The organism is Enterobacter sp. 22466, from assembly GCF_052044775.1.
Taxonomy (GTDB): Bacteria; Pseudomonadota; Gammaproteobacteria; order Enterobacterales; family Enterobacteriaceae; genus Enterobacter; species Enterobacter dissolvens.
The window spans coordinates 35,978-59,484 of record NZ_JBQENX010000006.1; the positions used below are offsets into that span (position 1 = coordinate 35,978).

Sequence of the window (23,507 nt, forward strand, 5' to 3'; positions counted from 1 at the left end):
ATTCTCTCTGAAGACGCACGACCAGTGGCGTGACGTCTGTATTGCTCACAAATGTAAATTCCCTCTCCCGCGGGAGAGGGTTAGGATGAGGGCTAGCATGGCACGCCCCTCACCCCTGCCCTCTCCCACAGGGAGAGGGAGAACACCCTACTGATTATTCAACAGAAACGTTTTCGAAGTGGTGTTTGCCCAGCGGATCAACCACGTAGCCTTTCACTTCTTTGCGCACTGGCTCGTACACGGTGGAGTGAGCAACAATCAGAGCCGGAGCCTGATCGTGCATAACAACCTGTGCCTGCTTGTAGAGTTCAATACGTTTGTTGTGATCGTCGGTGGCACGCGCCGGCTGGATCAGGTCTTCAAACGGCTTGTAACACCAGCGAGAGTAGTTAGAACCGTCTTTCGCCGCCGCGCAGCTGAACAGGGTAGCGAAGAAGTTGTCCGGATCCCCGTTGTCACCGGTCCAGCCCATCATCACTGCCTGATGCTCACCCGCTTTGGCGCGCTTCAGATACTCACCCCACTCGTAGGTGACAATCTTGGCCTGAACGCCAATTTTCGCCCAGTCAGCCTGAACCATTTCAGCCATACGGCGTGCGTTCGGGTTGTACGGACGCTGTACCGGCATTGCCCACAGCTCTACGGTAAAGCCTTTGTCCTGACCGGCTTCTTTCAGCAGCGCTTTCGCTTTCTCAGGATCGTAGCTGTAGTCTTTAACGTCGTCGTTATAGCCCCACATGGTTGGTGGGATCAGGTTTTTGGCCGCAACGCCAGCGCCCTGGTAAACGGCCTTGATGATCGCTTCTTTGTTCACCGCATAGGTCAGCGCCTGACGCACTTTCACGTCATCAAACGGTTTCTTCTCGGTGTTGAAGGAGAGATAGCCCACGTTCAGGCCAGCCTGCTCCAGCAGGTTGATGTTCTTGTCCTGCTTCATGCGGGCGATATCAGCCGGGTTCGGGTAGGGCATAACCTGGCATTCGTTTTTCTGCAGTTTTGCGTAACGCACAGACGCATCAGGCGTGATGGAGAAGACCAGACGGTCGATCTGTGGCTTGGTACCCCAGTAACCCGGGAACGCCTTGTACAGAATACGGGAGTCTTTCTGGTACTGCAGCAGCTGGAACGGGCCGGTACCGATTGGGTTCAGGTCCACTTTTTCCGGCGTACCGGCTTTCAGCATGTTGTCCGCGTACTCTTTAGAGAGGATAGAGGCGAAGTCCATGGCCAGGTCAGCCAGGAATGGCGCTTCCGGGCGAGTCAGCACGAACTGCACGGTTTTATCGTCAACTTTTTTCACTTCAGCGATCAGGTCTGGCAGACCCATCCCTTCGAAGTATTCATAGCTACCGCCGGACACTTTGTGGTACGGGTTCTGAGCGTTTTTCTGACGATCGAAGGAGAACACAACGTCATCGGCGTTGAAGTCGCGCGTTGGTTTAAATTCTTTGCTGTCCTGCCACTTCACGCCCTGGCGCAGGTGGAAGGTATAGGTTTTACCGTCTTCGCTAACGTCCCACTTCTCCGCCAGGCCAGGAATAACTTCCGTGGTACCGGTTTTGAATTCAACCAGACGGTTATAGATCGGCACAGAGCTTGCGTCGTAAGTCGTACCAGAGGTAAAGAGCTGTGGGTTAAAGCCTTCCGGCGAGCCTTCAGAACAGTAAACCAGGGTTTTTGCCTGTACGCTTGCTGCCACAGTCATAGCCACCAGGCTCAGACCAAGCTTCAGCATCCCTGACTTCTTCAAGGAAATACTCATTATTCTGCTCCAATGTGATGTTTTGCTTTGTTGTGTTACGCCGCCTGACCTTTATTTATTTTTTACCCGGTCCGGTCGGTGATGCCCGAAGGCGTTAAAGGGATGGAGAATCCTTTCAGAAGAGCGTTTGAGTTGCAGCGCAGATCGTCCCTGAAATGCCCCTCGTGCCCTACAATCTGTCAACAGAATGTGAAAACGTCAATACAGGTGACGGGGATTTACGCTGAGTGTGAGAAACCGCAAACAAAGATTAAAAAAACTATGAGCGCCAGTTTTCAGCAGGGAAATTTATGCTACTCGCCATGTTGCAGCACAATTATCTTCATATTTCGCAACAATCAGTGATTAACTTTTATTCAGAATGGGTAAATTTTCTTGCAGAACGGTGATTATCTGAGCACTAAATACCGCGAACGTTAAAACGCACAGCGAAAAATGCTGAGGTTATCCATAAGCAACGCGAAAAAAGATCAATCTATATATAAAAAAATACAATGGATTATGTCACAAAATCACTAACAGACAGGGAGAAGCAGGGCTAAGGGGCGTTTTGAATAATCTGTATGAATAAAGCGTTAATGCAAAAAGGGCTAACCTTGCGGTTAGCCCTTTTTTAAATGTGGTCGGCGAGAGAGGATTCGAACCTCCGACCCACTGGTCCCAAACCAGTTGCGCTACCAAGCTGCGCTACTCGCCGAATGCGGAGCGCATCTTACTGCTGAGGTGCGCCCCCGTCAATCCCTTAATTTAAAAAAGCCATTCAACTGGCGATAAACTCGCCAGGCAAGCTACTGCGCGGCTTTCTGGCTGCTTTCAGGCAGTTTACACCAGTTGTTATTCTCGTTAATCCCCCCGTCCGGCGAGGTATAACCCAGGCAGCCCATAATGGTGTCGTATAGTTCAACGTGACGACGCGGTACCTTGATGTCGGCCTGCTGTTTCAGATGGGCAAACATTTTGGCTTTGTCAGGATTTTCCAGGTACTTATCTGACATCCACATAATCATCGGTACACGGAACTGTTCCGGCGGTGCCAGTTTGCGCGGCGTACCGTGCAAATGTTCCTTTTCGTTAATGGATTCACCGTGGTCTGCCGCATAGATGACAATCGCTTTCTTATCACGCAACTCATCAATCACACGGCTGAGGAACGTATCCACATAGAGAACCGAGTTATCGTAGGCGTTGATCAGTTCCTGCTTGCTGCAGTCTTTATTAATACCGACACACTCAGGTTGCCACTTCGCAAAATCGCGCGTGTAACGCTGGTAGTAGCTGTAATGCGATCCTTTGGTATGCAGAATAACCAGATGTTTGCCCTGGGGATGGTTCTTCAGTGACTGGGACATTTCCTGAAGCAACAACATGTCATCCACGTTTTTACCGCGATTACGAGGCTCGGCACCAATCTGCTCACGATAGGCGATGTTATCTGCCAGAGTGTTGGTGTAGAACCACATCTCACTTTGCATGGCGAACAAGTCTGAGCTGAAACCAAGCTGCTTCAGTACGGCAAAGACGTTCTGCTCTTTAAGGGTACGTTGTGGATTATCACTGGCCCCCCCCTCACGCACAAACATGCAGCGTAAGGAGAGCTTTGTGGCGGTATCACAAGAATAGCCGCGGTAAGCCACCAGGTTCTTTTCCTGCGCCAGTTTAGGTGTGGTATCGCGGTCATAACCCAGAATACCCATATGATCCCAGCGCGTTGTCTCACCGATAACAAACACGACGTAAGTATCATCGAGCCCGTCAGCGGGTGCCTCGTAGTGGAATTTTTTAGTCGGATTCATTAGCGATTTCACATCGCTGGATTCATCCGCCTGCGCCCAGGCATAGAGGCCTAACGCTGACAGCCAGTTTGATGGCAAATAAGAGTTGGCCACAACTCCGCCATAGCTTGGCATATCCACACCTGTTGCCTTTTCGATGCGTTTTTGCTGCTTTTCCATCAGGCGAATAGGCGCCCATACCAGCAAACCGGCCAGCAGGACCACAGCGACAGTGCGGATCCGCTGTCCGCGAGTGCGCAACTGGCGCAATAACGTATAGCGGCAGGTATTACTCCAGATAAAGAAGAGTGGGATTAGACAGGTCAAAATTGTCCAGACAATAAAGCCTTTTCCTACCACCTCTTTTGAGAGGTCAATGTCGGTGGTCATTACCGACGCAACAATACCGTAGCCAATGACCACGTTCATAAAGGTCATGTAATAGCTGGCAGCGGCGGAAATAATCACCACCAGCGAGGCCAGAATTTGCCACGTGCGGCGGCCAAAGAGTGAAAGCAAGCGTAGCAGGAAAAATGTAGCGAGGACGGAGCCGAACACTTCAATAGCAGCAAAAATTCCATTTCTTACGGTGAGGTCTTCGAAATAACCTTCCACTCGTCTGAACAGCACCGCGCCATTCAGAAATAATCCGATATAGACAGCCAGCATCAGACACAATCTTTGCTGGGTAATAGACCTAATGTATTTCATTCAAACAACCCTGGGGGAAGGGGTATAAAGACCCGCCGAATCTCAGTGAGAAAGCAGACAGAGTAAGTAAATGCGTAAGAAAGCGTTATCAGAAACGTCTACAAGCGCGGTAAGTAGACCACAGCGGGAGAGAAAAGTGGCAGCAGAGAATGTGATCGGTGCAAATTTTTACAAAATAACAAGTCTGGAAGCGTATCGGAAAGAAATAAAAGAGGCCGTTAAAGCCTCTTTCAGTCAGGTTATGCATGCGCTTCGTTAAACACTTCGCGCTGCGGTTGTCGAATCGTCGTCGACAGGGCCAGCGAAATAATCAACAGGGCGAATATCACGCAGAAGGTGACATAGAATCCGCCGAACAGTGACGCAATTAACGAACCGCAAATACTGCCGATACCGAACCCCAAGTAAATGACGCCGTAATTTTTCGCCAGGTTGTTCAGACCAAAGAACTCGCTCACCAGTGACGGGAACACCGTAATGGTACCGCCGAAGTTAAAGGCCACGCAGGCAATCGCCGCAAAGAAGGTCGCTTCATTCAGAGGCGCAAACAGCAGCGCCGCCATTCCCACCAGCGACACCACCTGTCCAAGGGTAATCACACGGATGCGGGCAATTTTATCGGACAGGATCCCCAGCACCAGACGACCAGACAGGTTAGCGATGGAGATCACCGTCACCGCGTTTGCCGCCGTCATGGCATCCAGCTTAACCATGCCCTGCGCGATATCTTTTGCCACACCAATCACATACAGACCACTCATACAGGCCGTCAGGAACATCACCGCCAGCATCCAGTACTGGGGTTTACGCATGGATTGTGCCAGGGTGAAGTCATTCTCTACCACGCCGTTAACGGTTTTTACCTCCTGCTGCGGCGCATCTTTCATCAGGGTTGCGCCAAACAGGATCATCACCAGAACAATAGCGCCCCAGATCATAAAGGTTTTTTCGAGCCCCACAGAAGACAGCAGATGAGAGTCGATAAATTTAAATCCAAGACTGCCCAGACCATAAGAGCCGATGGCAAACGCAGAGATTAACCCTTTACGCTCCGGGAACCATTTAACGCAGTTTGACAGCGTCAGCAGATAACCGGCACCGTCCGCCAGACCGACCAGTACTCCGGCGCTCAGCCAGAGCATCATCAGGTTGTTGGAATGTGCCGTCAGGAAAAAGCCTAATCCCAGCAGGATCCCAGAGGCCATCGTGACGCGCTTCACGCCGAACCGCTCCTGCAACTTGCCTGCGACGGAAGAGGACAACGCCAGCCCAAGACTCAGTAAACCGAAAGAGAACGCCACCTGGCTGACCGGCGCACCGAGCTTGTCGGACAGCGCACTGTTAAACAGGCTCCAGGTATAGACCGAGCCCAGCGCAAACTGGGTGACGATGGTGCCAAAAAGTGTCAGCCAGCGTGTACGGTTGTAGGAAGATGTATTCATGGCAGTTGTCCTGCAAGAAAAAGTAAGGGAATTTGCTGAGGACAACGATAAACAAAACCCTGATCCGCCTGGGGGAAAACGGCATGAGATGCAGGAGAAACGGAATGAAATGCCTGGAATCAGGAATGAATGACCTTGTCGGGGAATGAAGCGAACGTTTGTTAGTGCCTGCTATCGCTACAAACCCCATGGATATTGTATTTAATATGTTATCGTTACGTTTAAAAAAGTTACAACGTCAGAAATTTGCACTCACGCCCAGCGTGTACAGAAACGCTTCTCCCGTCGTATTGCCCTCCCCCTGCGCTAAGGAGGCATACGCCGCCATATGCGTGTTGAACGGAATATCGGTGCCTACGGTGACATCCATCCAGTTCCCATTTTGGGCCAGGGCGGGCGTTTGCGGCATCCCAAACTGGGACTTCCACTGGTTTTCACCATACTGCTGGTTATAGCTAATCTGCGCCCAGGGACGGAGATCGCCATATTGCGTATCCACGCGCCAGCCAAGCGTACTCACGCTGGCATGCCAGAGAGGGTCGGTCAACGCCTGGGTTGTCACGCTATCACCAAACTCATTGATCATCATCGACGTCGTACCGTCATAACGCCACGCCACTACCGGGCCGGTCGTTATACGGCCTGACAGCGGAAAATTCCAGCCGACGCTCATGGCCCCGGCTGGCGTCGAGCCAGACGGCAGATTCAGAGCGAGCCCCGGTGCGTTTTGTGAGGACTGAATGCGTTCAGTCAGGATATCGTCATAACGCGGTTGGTGATCCGCATCCCATGTATAACGTTCCGTCGTATTACTTTGCGGGTCTGAAACGATATATTCCTGTTGCCAGGCAAATGCTGAGTGACAAAAAAACAGACAGGCTGAGATCCCCACCAGGCCAGAAACAGCATGGCGACCACTGATTTTTTTTATCATCATCAAAGCGACTCCAGAGAGAGCCGAATTCGGCGATTTTTATCATTGTTCAGAAAGAGTGTTAGGGCTTATGGCCCTGTATTAACTATTGTCTTTATACTAGACACGTCAAGCCTGACGGAATGAAATTTATAGCGATAACCGTGTCATAAGGGAGAAAACCGATGCAACGTTGCGGTTGGGTAAGCCAGGATCAGCTCTATATCGACTATCACGATCGGGAATGGGGCGTGCCGGAAACGGACGGCAAAAAGCTTTTCGAGATGATCTGCCTGGAGGGTCAGCAGGCGGGTTTGTCATGGATTACGGTACTGAAGAAACGGGAAAACTACCGCAATGCCTTCCATCAGTTCGATCCCGTCCGGGTCGCCGCGATGACCGACGACGACGTGGAGCGACTGGTGCTGGATGCCGGTATCATCCGCCATCGCGGTAAGATCCAGGCCATCATCGGCAATGCACGGGCTTACCTGGCAATGGAACAAAACGGTGAATCGTTCGCAGAGTTTGTCTGGACGTTTGTGAATAACGATCCGCAAATCACGCAGGCCACCACGCTCGCAGAAATTCCCGCTTCGACTCCGGCCTCAGACGCACTCTCGAAAGCGCTGAAAAAACGCGGCTTTAAGTTTGTCGGCTCCACCATCTGCTACGCCTTTATGCAGGCCTGTGGCCTGGTCAATGACCATGTTACCGGCTGCTTCTGTCATCCAGGAGGCCATCATGATCCGCAAATGGCAAAGTGAGAATACCGCGCCGCTTTTGAGCCTATGGCTCGAAAGCACCACCGAGGCGCACCCGTTTATCGAGGCGAGCTACTGGAAAGAGAACGAGGCCATGGTGCGGGACGTTTACCTGCCTTCAGCAGAAACCTGGGTCTGGGAACAGGATGGCGAACCTTACGGATTTATCAGCGTGATGCAGTCTCAGTTTATCGGCGCACTGTTTGTCGCACCGGCGTACATCGGGAAAGGCATCGGGCGTGCGCTGCTGAACCACGTTCAACAGCGCTTTCCGCACTTAAGCCTGGAGGTGTATCAGAAAAATGTCCGGGCGGTGAATTTCTACCATGCCCAGGGCTTTCGCATCGAAGACAGCGCCTGGCAGGAGGATACCCAACACCCGACGTGGATCATGAGCTGGCAGGCGGATCAAACGCCGTTAAGGTAAGCTCAGGACCCTGATATTTCTCGACCCAGGCCAGCGCCGTATTGCCCGCGCAGCCATTCCCCAGCTTCGAGCTGGGGAGATCTTTGGTCAGCACGTTAACGGCACCGTTTTTACAAATACCGCCCTCGTCCAGAGCCAGATCCGGCCACGCCCCCTGGTGGATGCAAATCACGCCAAGTTTGATTCCGTCGCTCACCACCGCCCCAGCCAATACCTGCCCACGGTGGTTCCAGACGCGCACCACATCACCATCGGCAATCCCGCGCGCTTTCGCATCTTCAGTATGAAGCGTGATCGGCTCCCGCCCGGCGACTGCATACTGCTCCCGCAGTGACGTATAGTTAAGCTGACTGTGCAGACGATGTGCAGGGTGTGCGGATAACACCTGGAGCTGCTCCGGCTGGGCATTGCCGTGCCACTCGTCCGGCTCAAGCCATGTCGGATGCGCAGGACAATCCGCGTACCCAAAGCGGGCAATGCGCTCGCTGTAGATCACGATCTTCCCGCTCTCGGTTTTCAGCGGATGGTTCTCCGGGTCGCGACGGAAATCAGCGAAACGGACAAACTGCGCGTTCTGCTCGCTCTCCGGCATTTCAAATATCGCGTTCGCTTCCCAGAATTCAGCAAACGGCGGCAGCGTCACGCCCTGAGCTGCACCGCGCTGAGCGGCAATCTGATAGAACGTTTCCAGCCACTCAAGATCGGTTTTCCCTTCGGTGAAACGCTCACGACCGCCCGCTTCCCAGCGTTCGCTCAGTTCCGCAAATACGTCAAAATCATCCCGCGCTTCATCACGCGGTGCCACCACGCGCTTCATTGGCACCATATGCTGATTGCTGTAGTCACCGGTCATGGTGAGATCGTTACGCTCATACGAGGTGGTGGCCGGCAGTACGATATCGGCATGTTTGGCCGAGGCGGTCCAGAAGCATTCCGAAATGACCACCAGCTCCGGCTTCTGCCAGGCGCGGATCAGACGATTGGTGTCCTGATGGTGCGTGAAATTCGACCCGCCCGCCCACCAGACAAATTTAATATCCGGGAAATGACGATCCAGGCCGTTGTGCTGATAAAACCCGCCCGGGTTTTCCAGGGCTTCAACAATACGCGCCACCGGAATTTTATCGACAGCATCAACACCCCCCTGTACCGAACCCTGCATCGAGGCCAGCACGGCGGCTTTACGGGTGGGGTTGCCGCCATTGGCGAAGTGATAAGAGAGCCCAAACCCGCCGCCCGGGGTACCAATTTGCCCGAGCATCGCGGCCAGCGTCACCAGCATCCAGTGTTTCTGCTCGCCAAACTGCTGGCGCTGCATGCCCCAACCGGACATCAACATCGTGGTGTTTTCATGGAACAACGCTGCCAGTTCACGGAGCTTGTCCGCAGGAATACCACAAATATCGGCTGCCCACGCTGCCGTTTTGGCAACACCATCCGTTTTACCCGTCAAATAATCGGCGAATGTGTCGAAGCCCGAAGTACAACGCGCGAGGAAGTCGGCGTCGTGCCAGTCATTCTCCACCAGCGTATGGGCGATACCCAGCATCATCGCCACGTCGGTACCCATATGCGGGGCGAGCCATTCGGCGCTGTCACCAAAGAAATCCATGGTTTCAGAGCGCATGGGGTCAATACAGATGATGCGCTTACCGCTCTTGCGCAGCGCATCAAAATAGCCAATACCCTGCTCGTCGGAAGCATTCCAGGCAATTTTCAGCGTGTTGAGAGGGTTGGCACTCCACAGCACCACCACCTCGGTATGCTCCAGTACCAGCGGCCAGCTGGTCTGCTGCTGATAAACCTCATTACCGCCGACGACGTACGGCATGATCGCCTGCGCCGCGCCAGTGGAGTAATCCCCCAGATGGCCCGTGTAGCCGCCAGCCAGGCTCATGTAGCGCTGCAGTAATGTCGATGCTTTATGCAGCACGCCGTTGGATCGCCAGCCGTAAGAGCCGGCAAAAATGGATGCAGGCCCGTAGCTGTCGCGGATGCGATTGTGCTGGGTGTGGATCAGTGCCAGCGCGTCATCCCAGCTCACACGTACAAACTCATCCTGTCCCCGAATGCCCTGCGGCTTGTCCGGCGAAGCCAGAAATCCTTTACGCACCATCGGCCAGCGCACGCGGGTTTTGCTGTGCACCTGATCGCGAACGACGGTCTGTAAAGAGTTGGGGTGTTGTGTTGGCAATGCCCCACGGGAAGACAGGACATTTTCGCCGTCAGTTTCAACCAGCATCGGTCCCCAGTGGGCGGCGGTCAGAATGGTTTTTGTTGAGGTGCTCAAAGCGTGCGCTCCTGGTTGCGTGCAGGTTTACGGTCTTGTTATTGAGGCCGTTTATGGTTTGTCACAAATTTCAGAGTTATCCCCGGAATTTTCTCCGTATCCGGACGTCATAATCAACTGCCACGTCCGTCGTGGCAAAGAATAAAAAGGATTGAGGAAAGAAGATGAAAAAACGCGTACTCGTTATTGCCGCTCTGGTGAACGGTGCACTGGCGGTTTCTGGCTGCACAACAAACCCATACACCGGTGAACGCGAAGCGGGTAAATCCGGCATCGGCGCGGGTATCGGTTCACTGGTCGGGGCGGGTGTCGGTGCGCTCTCCTCCTCCAAAAAGGATCGCGGTAAAGGCGCGCTGATTGGCGCAGCGGCAGGCGCAGCGCTCGGTGGCGGCGTCGGTTATTACATGGATGTACAGGAAGCGAAACTGCGCGACAAAATGAAAGGCACCGGCGTGAGCGTCACGCGCAGCGGTGACAACATCATCCTGAATATGCCTAACAACGTGACCTTCGACAGCAGCAGCGCAACGCTGAAACCAGCCGGTGCGAACACCCTGACCGGCGTGGCGATGGTGCTGAAAGAGTACAACAAGACCGCCGTGAACGTGATTGGCTACACCGACAGCACCGGCAGCCAGGATCTGAACATGCGTCTGTCTCAGCAGCGTGCTGATTCCGTAGCCAGCTCGCTGATCACCCAGGGCGTTGAAGCGACCCGTATCCGCACCAGCGGCATGGGCCCGGCAAACCCTATCGCCAGCAACAGCACGGCGGAAGGCAAAGCGCAGAACCGCCGCGTTGAAATTACGTTAAGTCCAATTCAGTAATCGCATTTCCCCCTCTCCCCGTGGGAGAGGGTCGGGGTGAGGGCATCAGACCGCACACCCCGGCATGAACCCCTTGCCATCGTTGATTTTCCCGCTAAGGTATTCTCACTAAAGTCAGGGAATTCAGTGATGAGCAAACCAACGCGGGCCACCATCAGCGACGTGGCGAAAGCCGCCAGAACCGGTAAAACCAGTATTTCACGCTATCTCAACGGCGAGAAACACCTGCTTTCCGATGCGCTGCTGGCACGAATTGAACAGGCCATTGCCGATCTCGACTACCGCCCCAGCATCATGGCGCGCGGGCTTAAACGTGGCCGTACCCGTCTTATCGGACTTATCATCGCCGATATCACCAACCCCTACTCGGTAAACGTGCTGAGCGGTATCGAAGCCGCCTGTCGCGAGAAAGGTTTTACCCCGCTGGTCTGTAACACCAACAACGAGGTGGATCAGGAGCTGCATTATCTCGATCTGCTGCGCAGCTACCAGGTGGAAGGTATCGTGGTCAATGCCGTGGGGATGCGGGAGGAAGGGTTAAACCGGCTACAGCAATCTTCCCTGCCGATGGTACTTATCGACCGTAAAATCCCGGAGTTCGCCTGCGACGTCGTCGGGCTGGATAACACCCAGGCAGCCACGACTGCCACCGAACATCTGATCGAACAGGGCTTCGAAGCAATCCTGTTCCTGAGCGAACCGCTGGGCATGGTGAATACCCGTCGCGAGCGACTGAGCGCATTTCGCGCCACGCTTGAGCGCTATCCTGGCGTGATCGCCGAAAATGCCGAAACCCCGCTTCATGAAGCCGACCAGCTCGACAATACCCTGCGCCAGTTCCACACCCGCCACCGCGGAATGCGCAAAGCCGTCATCTCCGCCAACGGGGCGCTGACCCTCCAGGTCGCCCGCTCACTCAAACGCATTGGTCTGCACTGGGGCAGCGATATCGGTCTGCTGGGCTTCGATGAACTGGAGTGGGCTGAACTGGCCGGCGTAGGCATTACCACGCTGAAACAACCCACCTGGCAAATCGGCTATGCCGCTGTTGAACAAGTGGTTCGTCGCATTGAAGGGATCAGCGATGCCGTGCGCGAGCAGGTGTTTTCCGGCGAGCTGATTGTTCGCGGCTCCACAGCCCGTTAATTTCCCCTTGTGATGTCGATCATAAATTCAACATCCTGAACTTTTCTTTGGAACCGGTTCCATCTAGCGTAATAGTATCGATGTGCGTTGGATGGAGTCCAAAGATGGGCAGGAAAATAATGGTGGTTACCGCCGCGTATGGCGCGGAACAGGTGCGACAGGCGGGTGGTCAACGGGCAATGCTGCCCGTGATTGCGGGCGCGGGGGCCGACGGCGTAGAAATCCGTCGGGAGTTGTTCAGCAACGAAGAGTTACTGGCGCTACCTGCGCTGGGTGAATCTATCGAGCTGCTGGGTCTGCTGGCGTGTTATTCCGCGCCCGCTGCGCTGTTTATGCCCGACGGTACCCTCAATCCCGATCTTCCCCGCTATCTCTCCGAAGCCAGCACGCTGAACGCCCTGTGGCTGAAGGTTTCTCTGGGACATTTCAGCGACACGCAACCGCCAGACGCTCTGCGTACCCTGCTCAATGAGAGCGGCATGGCGCTGGTGGTCGAAAACGACCAGACGGACTGCGGCCAGCTTGCGCCGATGCAGCGCTTCCAGACCGCCTGCCGGGAAATGGCGCTCCCCGTTACGCTGACGTTCGACATGGGAAACTGGCTGTGGGTTGGCGACTCGCCGGAAGAAGCGGCACACCATCTGGCTCCGGCGGTCAGCTATATCCACGTGAAAGCTGCCGTACCGCATAAAGCGCAGTTCCGCGCTGTCGCGCCGGATCGCGCCGATGCGCGCTGGCTGGCTCTGCTCAGTCAGCTTCCTGCCGATGCCCCACGCGGGATCGAGTTCCCGCTGGAAGGGGCGGACTTAACCGCCGTCACCCGCCATTACGTTAACCTGCTGCGCGAGGAGTAAACCATGCACAAGACGCTGGATGTCATCACTATCGGTGAAGCCATGGCGATGTTTGTTGCCACCGAAACCGGTGAGCTGAGCACGGTAGAGCACTTTATCAAACGCGTGGCAGGCGCAGAGCTGAACGTGGCGACGGGGCTGGCACGCCTTGGCCTGAAAACAGGCTGGGTCAGCCGCGTGGGTGATGACAGCTTTGGTCACTTCGTTCTCGATTCGCTGAAAAAAGAGGGGATTGATGCCGCAGGCGTGACGCTCGATGGACGCTTCCCGACCGGCTTTCAGCTGAAATCGAAAGTCGAAAATGGAACCGATCCCATCGTGGAATACTTTCGCAAAGGGTCGGCGGCAAGCCATCTCTCGGTGGAAGATTATCACGCCGACTACTTTGCGAGTGCACGCCATCTGCACCTGAGCGGCGTGGCAGCCGCGCTGTCAGCCAGCTCATATGAGCTGCTCGATCATGCCGCGACCACCATGAAGACCCAGGGTAAGACGATCTCTTTTGATCCTAACCTGCGCCCGGTGCTGTGGAAAAGCGAGGCGGAGATGGTCGAGAAGCTGAACCGTCTGGCGTTCCAGGCTGACTGGGTTCTGCCGGGCGTGAAAGAAGGAATAATCCTCACCGGTGAAAACACACCGGAAGGGATTGCCGATTTTTACCTGAATAAAGGGGTAAAAGCGGTGGTACTGAAAACCGGTGCCGATGGCGCATGGTTTAAAACCGCGGATGGCGAGCAAGGCGCCGTCGCAGCCGTGAAGGTTGAGAACGTGGTCGATACCGTCGGTGCGGGTGATGGCTTTGCCGTCGGGGTCATAAGCGCCCTGCTGGAAGGTAAACCGCTGCCGCAGGCCATCGCCCGGGGCAACTGGATCGGCTCGCTGGCCATTCAGGTGCAGGGCGACAGTGAAGGATTGCCGACGCGCGCACAGCTCAACGAGTAAATCCCCTCTCCCGTGGGAGAGGGCCAGGGTGAGGGCAACGACCCGCACATATAATTAAACCACCGTGTACCCTACAGACAACGGCGGTAACAACCTCAACAACAGAGGCAAGCCTATGAACAGTTCGACCAATGCAGTAAAACGCTGGTGGTACATCATGCCAATCGTGTTTATCACGTACAGCCTGGCGTACCTTGATCGTGCCAACTTCAGTTTCGCATCCGCCGCGGGGATCACCGAAGACCTCGGGATCACCAAAGGTATTTCGTCTCTGCTGGGCGCCCTCTTCTTCCTGGGCTACTTCTTCTTCCAGATCCCAGGCGCAATCTATGCCGAACGCCGCAGCGTGCGTAAGCTGATCTTCGTCTGTCTGATCCTGTGGGGCGCCTGCGCGTCACTGACCGGCGTGGTGAATAACATTCCTGCCCTGGCCGCCATTCGCTTTATCCTGGGGGTGGTTGAGGCGGCGGTTATGCCGGCCATGCTGATCTACATCAGCAACTGGTTTACCAAGTCTGAACGTTCCCGTGCCAATACCTTCCTGATCCTCGGTAACCCGGTCACCGTGCTGTGGATGTCAGTGGTGTCCGGCTACCTGATCCAGTCTTTCGGCTGGCGCGAGATGTTTATCATCGAAGGGGTGCCGGCAATCATCTGGGCCTTCTGCTGGTGGGTGCTGGTAAAAGATAAACCTTCGCAGGCGAAATGGCTCTCCGAAGATGAAAAAGCCGCACTGCAGGCGCAGCTGGATAAAGAGCAGCAAGGGCTGAAGGCGGTGCGTAACTATGGCGAAGCCTTCCGTTCCCGCAACGTAATCCTGCTGTGTGCGCAGTATTTTACCTGGAGCATCGGCGTGTATGGTTTCGTGCTGTGGTTGCCGTCCATTATCCGCAGCGGCGGTGAAAACCTCGGCATGGTCGAGGTGGGCTGGCTGTCATCCGTCCCGTATCTGGCGGCGACCATAGCGATGATCATTGCGTCCTGGGCATCGGACAAACTGCAAAATCGTAAACTGTTTGTCTGGCCACTGCTGCTGATCGCTGCCTTTGCCTTCATTGGCTCCTGGGCCGTGGGCACTAACCACTTCTGGGCCTCGTATACGCTGCTGGTGATTGCCGGTGCGGCGATGTACGCCCCGTATGGTCCCTTCTTTGCGATCATCCCAGAGATGCTGCCGCGTAACGTGGCAGGCGGTGCCATGGCACTGATTAACAGTATGGGTGCGCTGGGGTCGTTCTGCGGCTCGTGGTTTGTCGGTTACCTGAACGGTGCAACCGGCAGCCCGTCAGCCTCATACATTTTTATGGGGGTGGCACTTTTCGCCTCTGTGTGGCTTACTCTGATTGTTAAGCCTGCTAATAATCAACAAATTCCCGTCGGCGCACGCCACGCCTGAATCTTTAAAAATCAACGGAGATAAGCATGAAGCCGTCCGTCATTTTGTATAAAGCACTGCCTGATGATCTGCAAAAACGCCTGGAAGAACACTTCACCGTCACACAGGTGAAGAACCTAAGTCCGGAGACCGTGGCACAACACGCCGATGCGTTCGCCCGTGCCGAAGGCCTGCTGGGTTCAAGCGAAAAAGTGGATGTGGCGTTGCTGGAAAAAATGCCGAAGCTTCGTGCTACCTCAACCGTTTCCGTGGGTTACGACAATTTTGACGTGGACGCCCTCAACGCCCGCAAGATCCTGCTGATGCATACACCTCATGCCCTGACGGAGACCGTGGCCGACACGCTGATGGCGCTCATACTCAGTACTGCCCGCCGTGTGGTGGAAGTGGCCGGGCGCGTCAAAGCGGGCGAATGGACAAAAAGCATCGGCCCGGACTGGTTCGGGGTGGATGTTCATGGCAAAACGCTGGGGATTGTGGGCATGGGCCGGATCGGTCTGGCCCTGGCACAGCGTGCACATTTCGGCTTTAACATGCCGATTCTGTATAACGCGCGTCGCCATCACAGTGAAGCCGAAGAACGCTTCAACGCCCGTTATTGCGAGTTAGATACGCTGTTGCAGGAAGCGGATTTTGTCTGTCTGATCCTGCCTCTGACGGACGAAACCCGTCATCTGATTGGCAAAGCGGCGTTTGAAAAGATGAAGAAATCGGCCATTTTCATCAACGCGGGTCGTGGTCCGGTCGTGGATGAGAAGGCGTTAATTGCGGCGCTGCAAAACGGCGAGATCCACGCGGCCGGTCTGGACGTGTTTGAACAGGAGCCGCTACCGGTAGATTCCCCGCTGCTGTCGCTACCGAATGTTGTCGCGCTGCCGCACATCGGCTCTGCCACGCATGAGACGCGTTACAACATGGCGGCCACCGCGGTGGATAATCTGATCGCCGCGCTGGGTGGAAACGTGGAGAAAAACTGCGTCAATCCCCAGGTCCAACAGTAGAAACGAAAAAACCCGCCAGAAGGCGGGTTTTTAAATTCTTTGCTACTGGGTTGGAAGCTTACAGGCTTACAACGTTACCAGCTGCTGGGCCTTTAGCGCCGCTTTCGATGGTGAAGGAAACTTTCTGACCTTCGTCCAGAGATTTGTAGCCATCGTTCTGGATAGCAGAGAAGTGAACGAACACGTCTTTAGAGCCATCGTCAGGAGTGATGAAGCCGAAACCTTTATCAGCGTTGAACCATTTTACCAGACCAGTCATTTTAGCAGACATAGAATTACCTTAATTAACAAATATATTGAGCCTTCCGGCTTGATGGATTGCGTTACAGATTTTTAAGCGATGAAGGAAGGGTCACAACGAAGGGTATCTATGGATAACAATCTGGACTGCTTTACTAAACTGCTTTAGGTCTGTGTAACAAACCGACGCGAACAGTTATACCGATGTGGTAGAGGAATAACAAGCGTTATTTTCGACATCAGTAAAAAAACCCCGCCTGACGCGGGGTTTTTTCGGTTTATTCTGTGGCAGCGACGGCCGCACTCCACGCCTGGCTAAAGGCCTGGTGCTGGGAGGCCAGCGGCCCAATCAGCGTATTGTACTGACTTGCCTGCTGTGAGGTCGGGAACTGAATACCGTTGGCAACAAAACTCACCTGAGTCCCTTGCTGGGAGATAAAATCCCCCACCTGAACCAGCTGCTGCGTGAAGATCTGCGCGGCCGGGATCAGCGGTTGCATGGCGTCAGACGGTTTGGTCACCACTTTCTCATACACTTTGTCGAAGACCGGTTTGAGATCGTCGCCCTGTTTCAGCGCGGAACGTGACGCATCAGCCTGCATTTTTGCATTCTGCAACTGCTGGCTCAGCACACCGAGCGCACCGTTAGACTGGCGCAGCGGTTCACGCTGGGTCACATAATCCTGCGGGACACGAATGGCGTTAACGCTATCCACAACCGGACGAATACCGGAGTCCATCGCCTGGCTCACCTGCTGTGAATAACCATAGAGAATGGCGTAATCAGACACGAAGGGGCCAAACTGTTTTTTCTGATCCGCAGTCAGCGTCGGCAAACGCTCGCCGCTGCGCATCACTGTATTCTGCAGAAAATCGATAAACGCCTTGCGCTGATCGCCTTCTTTATCAAAACACCCACTCAGGCTAACAACCATTAACAACGCCGCAATAGGCGCAAACCAGCGAGAGCAGGACTTTCCTGTCGCCATTTCATTACTCCTTTCACCCAAAAAAGCGCACACCGGCACACGCGTGCCCAACGCTGACAAGGATAGTCCAGGTCAGCGTCGCAAGATACTCTTTTCATGCAAAACGGCTATTGCCGTTTTATTTCTTAGCCTTTACAAAAAAATACCTGGCGAAGCCGACATATGGTTAATCAGGTAATTAGCATAACTATCCATATGGCTGAAACGCGTAAAGCGACAGCACCCGCACGATTAATCACAACCACAACGATCCCTCGTCTGTATTAGGGACTATTCTTAATGGGCTCTCTGATGTTCTTGATCCCGGTGTGTGATTTAAGAGGAGTTCTCAATGGAATATAAAGATCCTGAGTTTGAGCTGCTGAGCAGCCTGGAACAGATTATTTTTAAAGATGTGCCGCAGACCGTTACCCTGCAACAAAAATCCAATCCCTTTACAGAATATGAGCAATTGCGCAAAGGGACAGGACTAAAAACGGATGAATTCGCCAGAGCGATGGGTGTCAGCGTGGCGATGGTGCTGGAGTGGGAGTCGAAACGAGAGAAACCCACGCCAACCGAGTTAAAGCTGATGCGCCTGATTCAGGCCAACCCTGCACTCAGCAAACAGATAGCATGATGCAGTAAAGTGAGTTACCGCCCCCGCCTTTGCGGGGGCTTGTGTTTTAAAGGCTTTCACAACGCCAACCCGCCTCCCCCCACACCAGTTGATGTGTTAACGCTAACCCTTGCAGAAAGCCTTCATCGTGTGACACCACCAGCAGTGCCCCCGGGAAACCGGCCAGGGCCGCTTCAATCGCCTGAACCGATGCCAGATCCAGATGGTTGGTCGGTTCATCAAGCAGCAACAGCTGCGCGGCGTTCTCGCGCCACAATACGCAGGCCAGAGCGGCTTTCAGACGTTCACCTCCGCTCAGCGCTGCCAGTGGGAGTGAGACTTTATCCGCCCCCAGCTGAAGCTGTGCCAGACGGGTACGCAACGCCCCCTCTTCCAGCGGCGTATTGCTCAGATTGAGATGCGCCATCACCGACTGCGTCAGATCCAGCTGCGACAGGTGTTGATCGAGATACGCACACGTTACCGAGACCTTGCAGCTGCCTGCACGGGGTGCGGTTTCACCGAGGATCACTTTCAACAGCGTTGATTTCCCGCAGCCATTGGGCCCCCTGAGCGCCACGCGCATCGGGCCGTCCATCCGCCAGTGCATTGGCGGAAGTGAGACATGCGGCAATTGCAGTTTCTCCAGCACCAGCACCTGTTTCCCCTCGGCAATCTGGCTTCCCGGCAGGGTAAACATGACCGGGGCATCTTCTTCCACCCGTTCCCGCGCCTTGTTGACCGCGGCATTCAGCGCATCGTTTTGTTCGCTGTGCTGCTTTTTCCATGTGCCAATACGTTCCTTTGCCGCGCCTTTGTATTTGACCCGCTCAAACGACGCGATATTCAGGGTATCGACCGTACGCAAAGTCTTCGCCGAGCGCCGCTGGCTGTCGTCATGCTCTTTCTGCATTCGTGCGCGGGTGCGTTTGCGCTCCGTTGCCGCATGCTCCAGCGCCGCGCGGGCAGCCTGCTGTTCGGCATCACGTTGCTGTTTATAGTCTGCGTAATTGCCACCATAGCTGCGCAGCCCGGAGGCGCTCAGTTCAAGAATACGCGGCATCTGCGCCAGCAACTCACGATCGTGGGAGGCAACCAGCGCGCCGCCCTGATAACGACTCAGCTGGTCGTAAAACCACGCTCGGCCTTGTCGATCCAGATGGTTGGTGGGCTCGTCCAGCAGCAGGAAATCCGCTTCAGCCGTAAAGGCACCACACAGCAGCGCGCGGATCCGCTCGCCACCGCTGAATTCGGCGGCAGGTTTATTGGGGTCAAACGATGGCAGTTTCGCATGGACAAACGCCTCGCTCAGGCGTTCGGCTAAATCCCAGTAGCCGTCGAGCGTCTCCAGATCGTCAGGCTGGTAATCACCGCGATCGATGCGCTTACGCGCGGCAAAAATCACGTCGTAACCGAGCAGTTCAGCAAGCGTTGTCTGCGGGGAGATATCCTGCTGCTGTGCCACATAGACATGTGAGACAAAACGCTCAATATGACCGCTGGCAGGTTCATCCAGCCCCGCCAGCATACGCAGCAGACGCGTTTTTCCGCTGCCGTTACGCCCAACCAGCGCGCACAGGGACGGAGCTAGAGAGAGATTCAGTGGACCAAAAAGGGTATCGCCCGTCGCAAACTGACAGGTGACCTGATGCAAAATAAAAGAAGGGGACTGCGCAAAATGAGCCATAAGCACTCCTGAATGAAATCAAAACATCCCCTGCCGACGCGGTCGCGTTTAGCAAGGATCGAAATTCATCAGTCGTGTTTGTTCATTTTCGGAATGCGCTCCTGAGGGAGAAAGTTAACGCCGGTAAGGATAGCGGTAATGTGTTGACCATTTCAAGATTAAATTTTCACCGGCACGCCATAAAAAAACCCGCCGAAGCGGGTTTTTAGCATTTATAACAACAAGCACATTACTGCAGCAGCGAAATATCCGCCACGCGCAGGAACAGCTCACGCAGTTTTTCGAGCATAGAGAGACGGTTAATACGCAGATCTTTATCTTCCACGTTAACCATCACTTTCTCGAAGAAGGCGTCGATAACGTCACGCAGCTCCGCCAGCTCTACCAACGCTTCCTGGTAACGGCCTTCTGCGAAGTATGGCTCCAGCTTGTCACGCAGCACCACAACCTGCATCGCCAGGGCGATCTCTTCCGGCTCTTTCAACGTCGCGGCGTTCACACGCTCGTTCAGCGTTTCGTCAGATTTCGCCAGAATGTTGGAGACACGCTTGTTCGCCGCCGCCAGGGCAGATGCCGCTTCCAGCGTACGGAAGTGAGAAACCGCCTTCATACGCGCATCGAAGTCAGCCGGACGCGTCGGACGACGTGCCAGCACCGCCTGAATGGTATCCACGGTGTAACCTTCGTCCTGATACCACGCGCGGAAGCGACCGAGCATAAAGTCGATCACGTCATCCACCACGTTGGCATTGGTCAGCTTGTCACCGTACAGACGCACCGCTTCTTCGGTCAGAGTCTGCAGATCGAGGTTCAGGTTCTTCTCAACGATGATACGCAGCACGCCCAGCGCCGCACGACGCAGCGCGAACGGGTCTTTATCCCCTTTCGGGTGCTGACCGATACCGAAGATACCCGCCAGGGTGTCCATCTTATCGGCAATCGCGACCGCACAAGCTACCGGGTTAGACGGCAGTTCATCGCCTGCAAAGCGCGGCTGATACTGCTCGTTCAGGGCTACCGCCACATCTTCCGCTTCGCCATCGTGACGCGCGTAGTGCATGCCCATGACGCCCTGGGTGTCGGTAAATTCGAACACCATGTTGGTCATCAGGTCGCACTTGGAGAGCAGACCCGCACGGGTGGCATGGTTAACGTCTGCACCGATTTCACGGGCGATCCAGCCGGACAGCTCCGCGATACGGTCGGTCTTGTCGCGCAGCGTACCCAGCTGCTGCTGGAACAGCACGGTCTGCAGGCGCGGCAGGTTATCTTCCAGACGCTTTTTACGGTCGGTATTGAAGAAGAACTCCGCATCCGCCAGACGTGGACGTACCACTTTCTCGTTACCGGAGATAATCTGCTGCGGATCTTTCGATTCGATGTTCGCCACGAAGATAAAGTTTGGCAGCAGCTTGCCGTCGTTGGCATAAACCGGGAAGTATTTCTGGTCACCCTTCATGGTGTACACCAGCGCTTCTGCCGGAACCGCGAGGAATTTCTCTTCGAACTTCGCGGTCAGCACAACCGGCCATTCCACCAGCGAGGTGACCTCTTCCAGCAGGCTGTCGCTCAGGTCAGCGTTACCGCCAATCTTGCGCGCCGCCTCTTCTGCATCGGCTTTGATTTTGGCTTTACGCTGTTCATAGTCAGCAATGACTTTACCGCGCTCCAGCAGGATCTGCGGATACTGGTCGGCATTATCGATGGTGAACTCTGGCTCGCCCATAAAGCGGTGTCCGCGAATCACGCGATCGGACGCCACGCCCAGAATGGTCGCCGGAATAACGGTGTCGCCCAGCAGCAGGGTCACGGTGTGTACCGGACGCACGAAGTGTACGTCGGAGGCGCCCCAGCGCATCAGCTTAGGAATGGGCAGCTTAGCCAGCGAAGTGGCGATCATGTCTGGCAGCAGCGCTTCAGCGCGTTCGCCTTTCACGTGGGCACGATACAGCAGCCATTCGCCTTTATCCGTGGTCAGACGCTCGGCCTGGTCAACGGTGATGCCGCAACCACGCGCCCAGCCTTCTGCGGCTTTGCTTGGATTGCCTTCCGCGTCGAACGCCTGGGCAATCGCCGGGCCACGTTTTTCCACTTCACGATCCGGCTGTGACGCCGCCAGGTTAGCCACTTTCAGCGCCAGACGACGCGGAGCAGCAAACCACTCAATTTTACCGTGCGCCAGGCCAGCGTTATCCAGCTCGGCAGTCACGTTCGCAGCAAAAGATTCAGCCAGGCTGCGCAGGGCTTTTGGTGGCAGCTCTTCGGTGCCAATTTCCACCAGGAAAGTTTTCTCAGACATGGCCGCCTCTTATTTGTTTCGGTTGCACATCGGGAAGCCAAGGGCTTCACGGGACGCATAGTACGCTTCTGCAACGGCTTTGGTCAGGGTGCGAATACGCAGAATGTAGCGCTGACGTTCAGTCACGGAGATCGCTTTGCGGGCGTCCAGCAGGTTGAAGCTGTGGGCGGCCTTCAGAATACGCTCGTAGGCAGGCAGCGGCAGCGGAGTCTCCAGCGCCAGCAGCTGCTGCGCTTCTTTCTCGTACTGCTCGAAGCAGGTGAACAGGAAGTCCACGTCCGCGTATTCGAAGTTATAGGTGGATTGCTCCACTTCGTTCTGATGGAACACGTCGCCGTAAGTGGTTTTACCCAGCGGGCCGTCGCTCCAGACCAGGTCGTAAACGCTGTCTACGCCCTGAATGTACATGGCCAGACGTTCCAGACCGTAGGTGATTTCACCCGTAATCGGTTTACATTCCAGACCGCCAACCTGCTGGAAGTAGGTGAACTGCGTCACTTCCATGCCGTTCAGCCACACTTCCCAACCCAGACCCCAGGCACCCAGCGTTGGGTTTTCCCAGTTATCTTCCACGAAACGAATGTCGTGAATGGTTGGATCCATACCCAGCTCTTTCAGTGACCCAAGGTACAGTTCCTGAATATTGTCTGGCGATGGCTTAATCACCACCTGGAACTGATAGTAGTGCTGCAGACGGTTTGGGTTTTCGCCGTAACGGCCATCGGTCGGACGACGGGAAGGCTGCACATAAGCAGTCGCCATTGGCTCTGGCCCCAACGCGCGTAAGCTGGTCATCGGGTGTGAGGTGCCTGCGCCGACTTCCATGTCCAAAGGTTGAACAATGGTGCAGCCCTGGCGAGCCCAGTAATCCTGTAAGGTCAGGATCAGGCCCTGGAAGGTCTTGGTATCAAACTTTTGCATAGTATTTCGTGCTGGATACGTGTGGTTTTAAATGGAAGGGACCAGTATACCCGCTGGCTGCAAGATATACAGTACGAAACGGGGTTGTTTAGGGAAAATTGGGAAATAAGCGTACGAGCCAGAACGCGGCGGGCGTCTGGCTGTCGATTATGCGAGCAGGTTAGCGCATGGAGAGATGCAAAAACTGGCCGTCCGCATCAAACGAGCAGACAAAGCCCTCTTTACGAGAAGTATGGCCCCGCAGCTCATAGCTGCCCTGAAAGCGCTCAAAGCCGATGACATCAATTTTCTGCGCGTCCAGGTTATAGCGATGAGCCGCCTGATCTTTACACAGCTGTTCCATATTCAGGGAGCGTTCCGGGCTGATCTTGCCCTGCTGCGCTTTTTGCACCGGTGCTTCCTGAGGCGCACTACATCCGGCCAGTACCACCAGCAGAAAGAGTGACCCCACACGCTTCATCATCATTTTTATTACCGCCCTGGTCAGTGGCTGTTATTTTTAGTAGCAAAGCTTTTATAGATTACG

General features: G+C 54.9%; 22 protein-coding genes and 1 tRNA gene. 11 read left to right on the top strand and 12 right to left on the bottom strand.

Features of this window, described 5'->3' with window-relative positions:
* Nucleotides 1-154 precede the first annotated feature (154 nt).
* From dppA to eptB, 3 genes are all read right to left on the bottom strand, one after another.
* Nucleotides 155-1,762 carry a dipeptide ABC transporter periplasmic-binding protein DppA gene (gene dppA / locus ACTJJI_RS16070; RefSeq protein WP_014830231.1) on the bottom strand — a complete coding sequence of 536 codons (1,608 nt, stop codon included), beginning with the start codon at nucleotides 1,760-1,762 and terminating at the stop codon, nucleotides 155-157.
* Nucleotides 1,763-2,382: 620 nt separating this feature from the next.
* Nucleotides 2,383-2,459 (bottom strand) — tRNA-Pro (locus ACTJJI_RS16075).
* 91 nt (nucleotides 2,460-2,550) lie between these two features.
* The gene (gene eptB, locus ACTJJI_RS16080) at nucleotides 2,551-4,245 is read right to left on the bottom strand and encodes a kdo(2)-lipid A phosphoethanolamine 7''-transferase (RefSeq protein ID WP_063427605.1); all 1,695 of its coding nucleotides are present in this window, start codon (nucleotides 4,243-4,245) and stop codon (nucleotides 2,551-2,553) included.
* A gap of 70 nt (nucleotides 4,246-4,315) precedes the next feature.
* Here eptB and ACTJJI_RS16085 point away from each other — a divergent pair, with 70 nt between their 5' ends.
* Nucleotides 4,316-4,504: a hypothetical protein gene (locus tag ACTJJI_RS16085; protein ID WP_170289913.1), complete on the top strand. Its 189-nt coding sequence runs from the start codon at nucleotides 4,316-4,318 to the stop codon at nucleotides 4,502-4,504.
* Here ACTJJI_RS16085 and ACTJJI_RS16090 read toward each other — a convergent pair.
* A complete protein-coding gene (locus tag ACTJJI_RS16090; RefSeq protein WP_142966645.1) occupies nucleotides 4,485-5,687 on the bottom strand; it encodes an L-lactate MFS transporter in 1,203 nt (400 codons plus the stop codon). The genes ACTJJI_RS16085 and ACTJJI_RS16090 overlap by 20 nt on opposite strands.
* Between ACTJJI_RS16090 and ACTJJI_RS16095 the strand changes: the two genes are divergently transcribed.
* Nucleotides 5,686-5,820: a hypothetical protein gene (locus tag ACTJJI_RS16095; RefSeq protein WP_255250235.1), complete on the top strand. Its 135-nt coding sequence runs from the start codon at nucleotides 5,686-5,688 to the stop codon at nucleotides 5,818-5,820. The genes ACTJJI_RS16090 and ACTJJI_RS16095 overlap by 2 nt on opposite strands.
* Before the next feature lie 105 nt (nucleotides 5,821-5,925).
* Here ACTJJI_RS16095 and ACTJJI_RS16100 read toward each other — a convergent pair whose 3' ends face one another.
* Nucleotides 5,926-6,624 carry an autotransporter domain-containing protein gene (locus tag ACTJJI_RS16100; protein ID WP_142966646.1) on the bottom strand — a complete coding sequence of 233 codons (699 nt, stop codon included), beginning with the start codon at nucleotides 6,622-6,624 and terminating at the stop codon, nucleotides 5,926-5,928.
* Between the two features lie 161 nt (nucleotides 6,625-6,785).
* Between ACTJJI_RS16100 and tag the strand changes: the two genes are divergently transcribed.
* Together tag and ACTJJI_RS16110 are read left to right on the top strand one after the other, a co-directional pair.
* Nucleotides 6,786-7,367: a DNA-3-methyladenine glycosylase I gene (gene tag / locus ACTJJI_RS16105; RefSeq protein ID WP_063412516.1), complete on the top strand. Its 582-nt coding sequence runs from the start codon at nucleotides 6,786-6,788 to the stop codon at nucleotides 7,365-7,367.
* Entirely contained in the window at nucleotides 7,345-7,791 is a 447-nt protein-coding gene (locus ACTJJI_RS16110; protein WP_083021594.1) for an N-acetyltransferase, read from the top strand. The genes tag and ACTJJI_RS16110 overlap by 23 nt, the downstream gene beginning before the upstream one ends.
* Here the strand turns inward: ACTJJI_RS16110 and ACTJJI_RS16115 are convergent.
* Complete coding sequence (locus tag ACTJJI_RS16115; protein WP_440654796.1) at nucleotides 7,754-10,081, bottom strand: molybdopterin guanine dinucleotide-containing S/N-oxide reductase; 2,328 nt, start codon at nucleotides 10,079-10,081, stop codon at nucleotides 7,754-7,756. The two genes, ACTJJI_RS16110 and ACTJJI_RS16115, sit on opposite strands and share 38 nt — an antisense overlap.
* Before the next feature lie 164 nt (nucleotides 10,082-10,245).
* Between ACTJJI_RS16115 and ACTJJI_RS16120 the strand changes: the two genes are divergently transcribed.
* The 6 genes from ACTJJI_RS16120 (at nucleotide 10,246) to ghrB (ending at nucleotide 16,247) form a co-directional block, all read left to right on the top strand.
* A complete protein-coding gene (locus ACTJJI_RS16120) occupies nucleotides 10,246-10,908 on the top strand; it encodes an OmpA family lipoprotein (protein WP_440654798.1) in 663 nt (220 codons plus the stop codon).
* 129 nt (nucleotides 10,909-11,037) lie between these two features.
* Nucleotides 11,038-12,054, top strand: a complete 1,017-nt coding sequence (locus ACTJJI_RS16125; RefSeq protein ID WP_014830223.1) for a LacI family DNA-binding transcriptional regulator — start codon at nucleotides 11,038-11,040, stop codon at nucleotides 12,052-12,054.
* 104 nt (nucleotides 12,055-12,158) lie between these two features.
* Nucleotides 12,159-12,908, top strand: a complete 750-nt coding sequence (locus tag ACTJJI_RS16130; RefSeq protein ID WP_014830222.1) for a sugar phosphate isomerase/epimerase family protein — start codon at nucleotides 12,159-12,161, stop codon at nucleotides 12,906-12,908.
* Nucleotides 12,909-12,911: 3 nt separating this feature from the next.
* Nucleotides 12,912-13,850: a sugar kinase gene (locus tag ACTJJI_RS16135; RefSeq protein ID WP_014830221.1), complete on the top strand. Its 939-nt coding sequence runs from the start codon at nucleotides 12,912-12,914 to the stop codon at nucleotides 13,848-13,850.
* A 115-nt stretch (nucleotides 13,851-13,965) separates the two neighbouring features.
* The gene (locus ACTJJI_RS16140; protein ID WP_196372993.1) at nucleotides 13,966-15,246 is read left to right on the top strand and encodes an MFS transporter; all 1,281 of its coding nucleotides are present in this window, start codon (nucleotides 13,966-13,968) and stop codon (nucleotides 15,244-15,246) included.
* Between the two features lie 26 nt (nucleotides 15,247-15,272).
* A complete protein-coding gene (gene ghrB, locus ACTJJI_RS16145) occupies nucleotides 15,273-16,247 on the top strand; it encodes a glyoxylate/hydroxypyruvate reductase GhrB (protein WP_046889072.1) in 975 nt (324 codons plus the stop codon).
* Between the two features lie 58 nt (nucleotides 16,248-16,305).
* Here ghrB and cspE read toward each other — a convergent pair whose 3' ends face one another.
* A complete protein-coding gene (cspE, locus tag ACTJJI_RS16150) occupies nucleotides 16,306-16,518 on the bottom strand; it encodes a transcription antiterminator/RNA stability regulator CspE (RefSeq protein ID WP_003860775.1) in 213 nt (70 codons plus the stop codon).
* 247 nt (nucleotides 16,519-16,765) lie between these two features.
* Nucleotides 16,766-17,476 carry a DUF3053 domain-containing protein gene (locus ACTJJI_RS16155; protein ID WP_014830218.1) on the bottom strand — a complete coding sequence of 237 codons (711 nt, stop codon included), beginning with the start codon at nucleotides 17,474-17,476 and terminating at the stop codon, nucleotides 16,766-16,768.
* Nucleotides 17,477-17,807: 331 nt separating this feature from the next.
* Here ACTJJI_RS16155 and ACTJJI_RS16160 point away from each other — a divergent pair, with 331 nt between their 5' ends.
* The gene (locus ACTJJI_RS16160; RefSeq protein WP_013094972.1) at nucleotides 17,808-18,095 is read left to right on the top strand and encodes an HTH-type transcriptional regulator; all 288 of its coding nucleotides are present in this window, start codon (nucleotides 17,808-17,810) and stop codon (nucleotides 18,093-18,095) included.
* A 46-nt stretch (nucleotides 18,096-18,141) separates the two neighbouring features.
* On the opposite strand, the gene ACTJJI_RS16165 is transcribed toward ACTJJI_RS16160, so the two are convergent.
* The 4 genes from ACTJJI_RS16165 to ACTJJI_RS16180 all read right to left on the bottom strand — a co-directional run bounded on the left by ACTJJI_RS16165 (nucleotide 18,142) and on the right by ACTJJI_RS16180 (nucleotide 23,447).
* Entirely contained in the window at nucleotides 18,142-19,761 is a 1,620-nt protein-coding gene (locus ACTJJI_RS16165; RefSeq protein ID WP_047360602.1) for an ABC-F family ATP-binding cassette domain-containing protein, read from the bottom strand.
* Nucleotides 19,762-19,990: 229 nt separating this feature from the next.
* Nucleotides 19,991-22,060, bottom strand: a complete 2,070-nt coding sequence (gene glyS, locus ACTJJI_RS16170) for a glycine--tRNA ligase subunit beta (RefSeq protein ID WP_014830216.1) — start codon at nucleotides 22,058-22,060, stop codon at nucleotides 19,991-19,993.
* Nucleotides 22,061-22,069: 9 nt separating this feature from the next.
* A complete protein-coding gene (gene glyQ / locus ACTJJI_RS16175; protein WP_003860141.1) occupies nucleotides 22,070-22,981 on the bottom strand; it encodes a glycine--tRNA ligase subunit alpha in 912 nt (303 codons plus the stop codon).
* A gap of 160 nt (nucleotides 22,982-23,141) precedes the next feature.
* The gene (locus ACTJJI_RS16180) at nucleotides 23,142-23,447 is read right to left on the bottom strand and encodes a YsaB family lipoprotein (RefSeq protein WP_014830215.1); all 306 of its coding nucleotides are present in this window, start codon (nucleotides 23,445-23,447) and stop codon (nucleotides 23,142-23,144) included.
* Nucleotides 23,448-23,507 lie beyond the last annotated feature (60 nt).

Coding starts and splice junctions, on each gene's coding strand:
- dppA (WP_014830231.1), bottom strand. CDS start 1,762: ATGAGTATTTCCTTGAAGAAGTCAGGGATGCTGAAGCTTGGTCTGAGC.
- eptB (WP_063427605.1), bottom strand. CDS start 4,245: ATGAAATACATTAGGTCTATTACCCAGCAAAGATTGTGTCTGATGCTG.
- ACTJJI_RS16085 (WP_170289913.1), top strand. CDS start 4,316: ATGCGTAAGAAAGCGTTATCAGAAACGTCTACAAGCGCGGTAAGTAGA.
- ACTJJI_RS16095 (WP_255250235.1), top strand. CDS start 5,686: ATGGCAGTTGTCCTGCAAGAAAAAGTAAGGGAATTTGCTGAGGACAAC.
- ACTJJI_RS16090 (WP_142966645.1), bottom strand. CDS start 5,687: ATGAATACATCTTCCTACAACCGTACACGCTGGCTGACACTTTTTGGC.
- ACTJJI_RS16100 (WP_142966646.1), bottom strand. CDS start 6,624: ATGATGATAAAAAAAATCAGTGGTCGCCATGCTGTTTCTGGCCTGGTG.
- tag (WP_063412516.1), top strand. CDS start 6,786: ATGCAACGTTGCGGTTGGGTAAGCCAGGATCAGCTCTATATCGACTAT.
- ACTJJI_RS16110 (WP_083021594.1), top strand. CDS start 7,345: ATGATCCGCAAATGGCAAAGTGAGAATACCGCGCCGCTTTTGAGCCTA.
- ACTJJI_RS16120 (WP_440654798.1), top strand. CDS start 10,246: ATGAAAAAACGCGTACTCGTTATTGCCGCTCTGGTGAACGGTGCACTG.
- ACTJJI_RS16125 (WP_014830223.1), top strand. CDS start 11,038: ATGAGCAAACCAACGCGGGCCACCATCAGCGACGTGGCGAAAGCCGCC.
- ACTJJI_RS16130 (WP_014830222.1), top strand. CDS start 12,159: ATGGGCAGGAAAATAATGGTGGTTACCGCCGCGTATGGCGCGGAACAG.
- ACTJJI_RS16135 (WP_014830221.1), top strand. CDS start 12,912: ATGCACAAGACGCTGGATGTCATCACTATCGGTGAAGCCATGGCGATG.
- ACTJJI_RS16140 (WP_196372993.1), top strand. CDS start 13,966: ATGAACAGTTCGACCAATGCAGTAAAACGCTGGTGGTACATCATGCCA.
- ghrB (WP_046889072.1), top strand. CDS start 15,273: ATGAAGCCGTCCGTCATTTTGTATAAAGCACTGCCTGATGATCTGCAA.
- cspE (WP_003860775.1), bottom strand. CDS start 16,518: ATGTCTGCTAAAATGACTGGTCTGGTAAAATGGTTCAACGCTGATAAA.
- ACTJJI_RS16155 (WP_014830218.1), bottom strand. CDS start 17,476: ATGGCGACAGGAAAGTCCTGCTCTCGCTGGTTTGCGCCTATTGCGGCG.
- ACTJJI_RS16160 (WP_013094972.1), top strand. CDS start 17,808: ATGGAATATAAAGATCCTGAGTTTGAGCTGCTGAGCAGCCTGGAACAG.
- ACTJJI_RS16165 (WP_047360602.1), bottom strand. CDS start 19,761: ATGGCTCATTTTGCGCAGTCCCCTTCTTTTATTTTGCATCAGGTCACC.
- glyS (WP_014830216.1), bottom strand. CDS start 22,060: ATGTCTGAGAAAACTTTCCTGGTGGAAATTGGCACCGAAGAGCTGCCA.
- glyQ (WP_003860141.1), bottom strand. CDS start 22,981: ATGCAAAAGTTTGATACCAAGACCTTCCAGGGCCTGATCCTGACCTTA.
- ACTJJI_RS16180 (WP_014830215.1), bottom strand. CDS start 23,447: ATGATGATGAAGCGTGTGGGGTCACTCTTTCTGCTGGTGGTACTGGCC.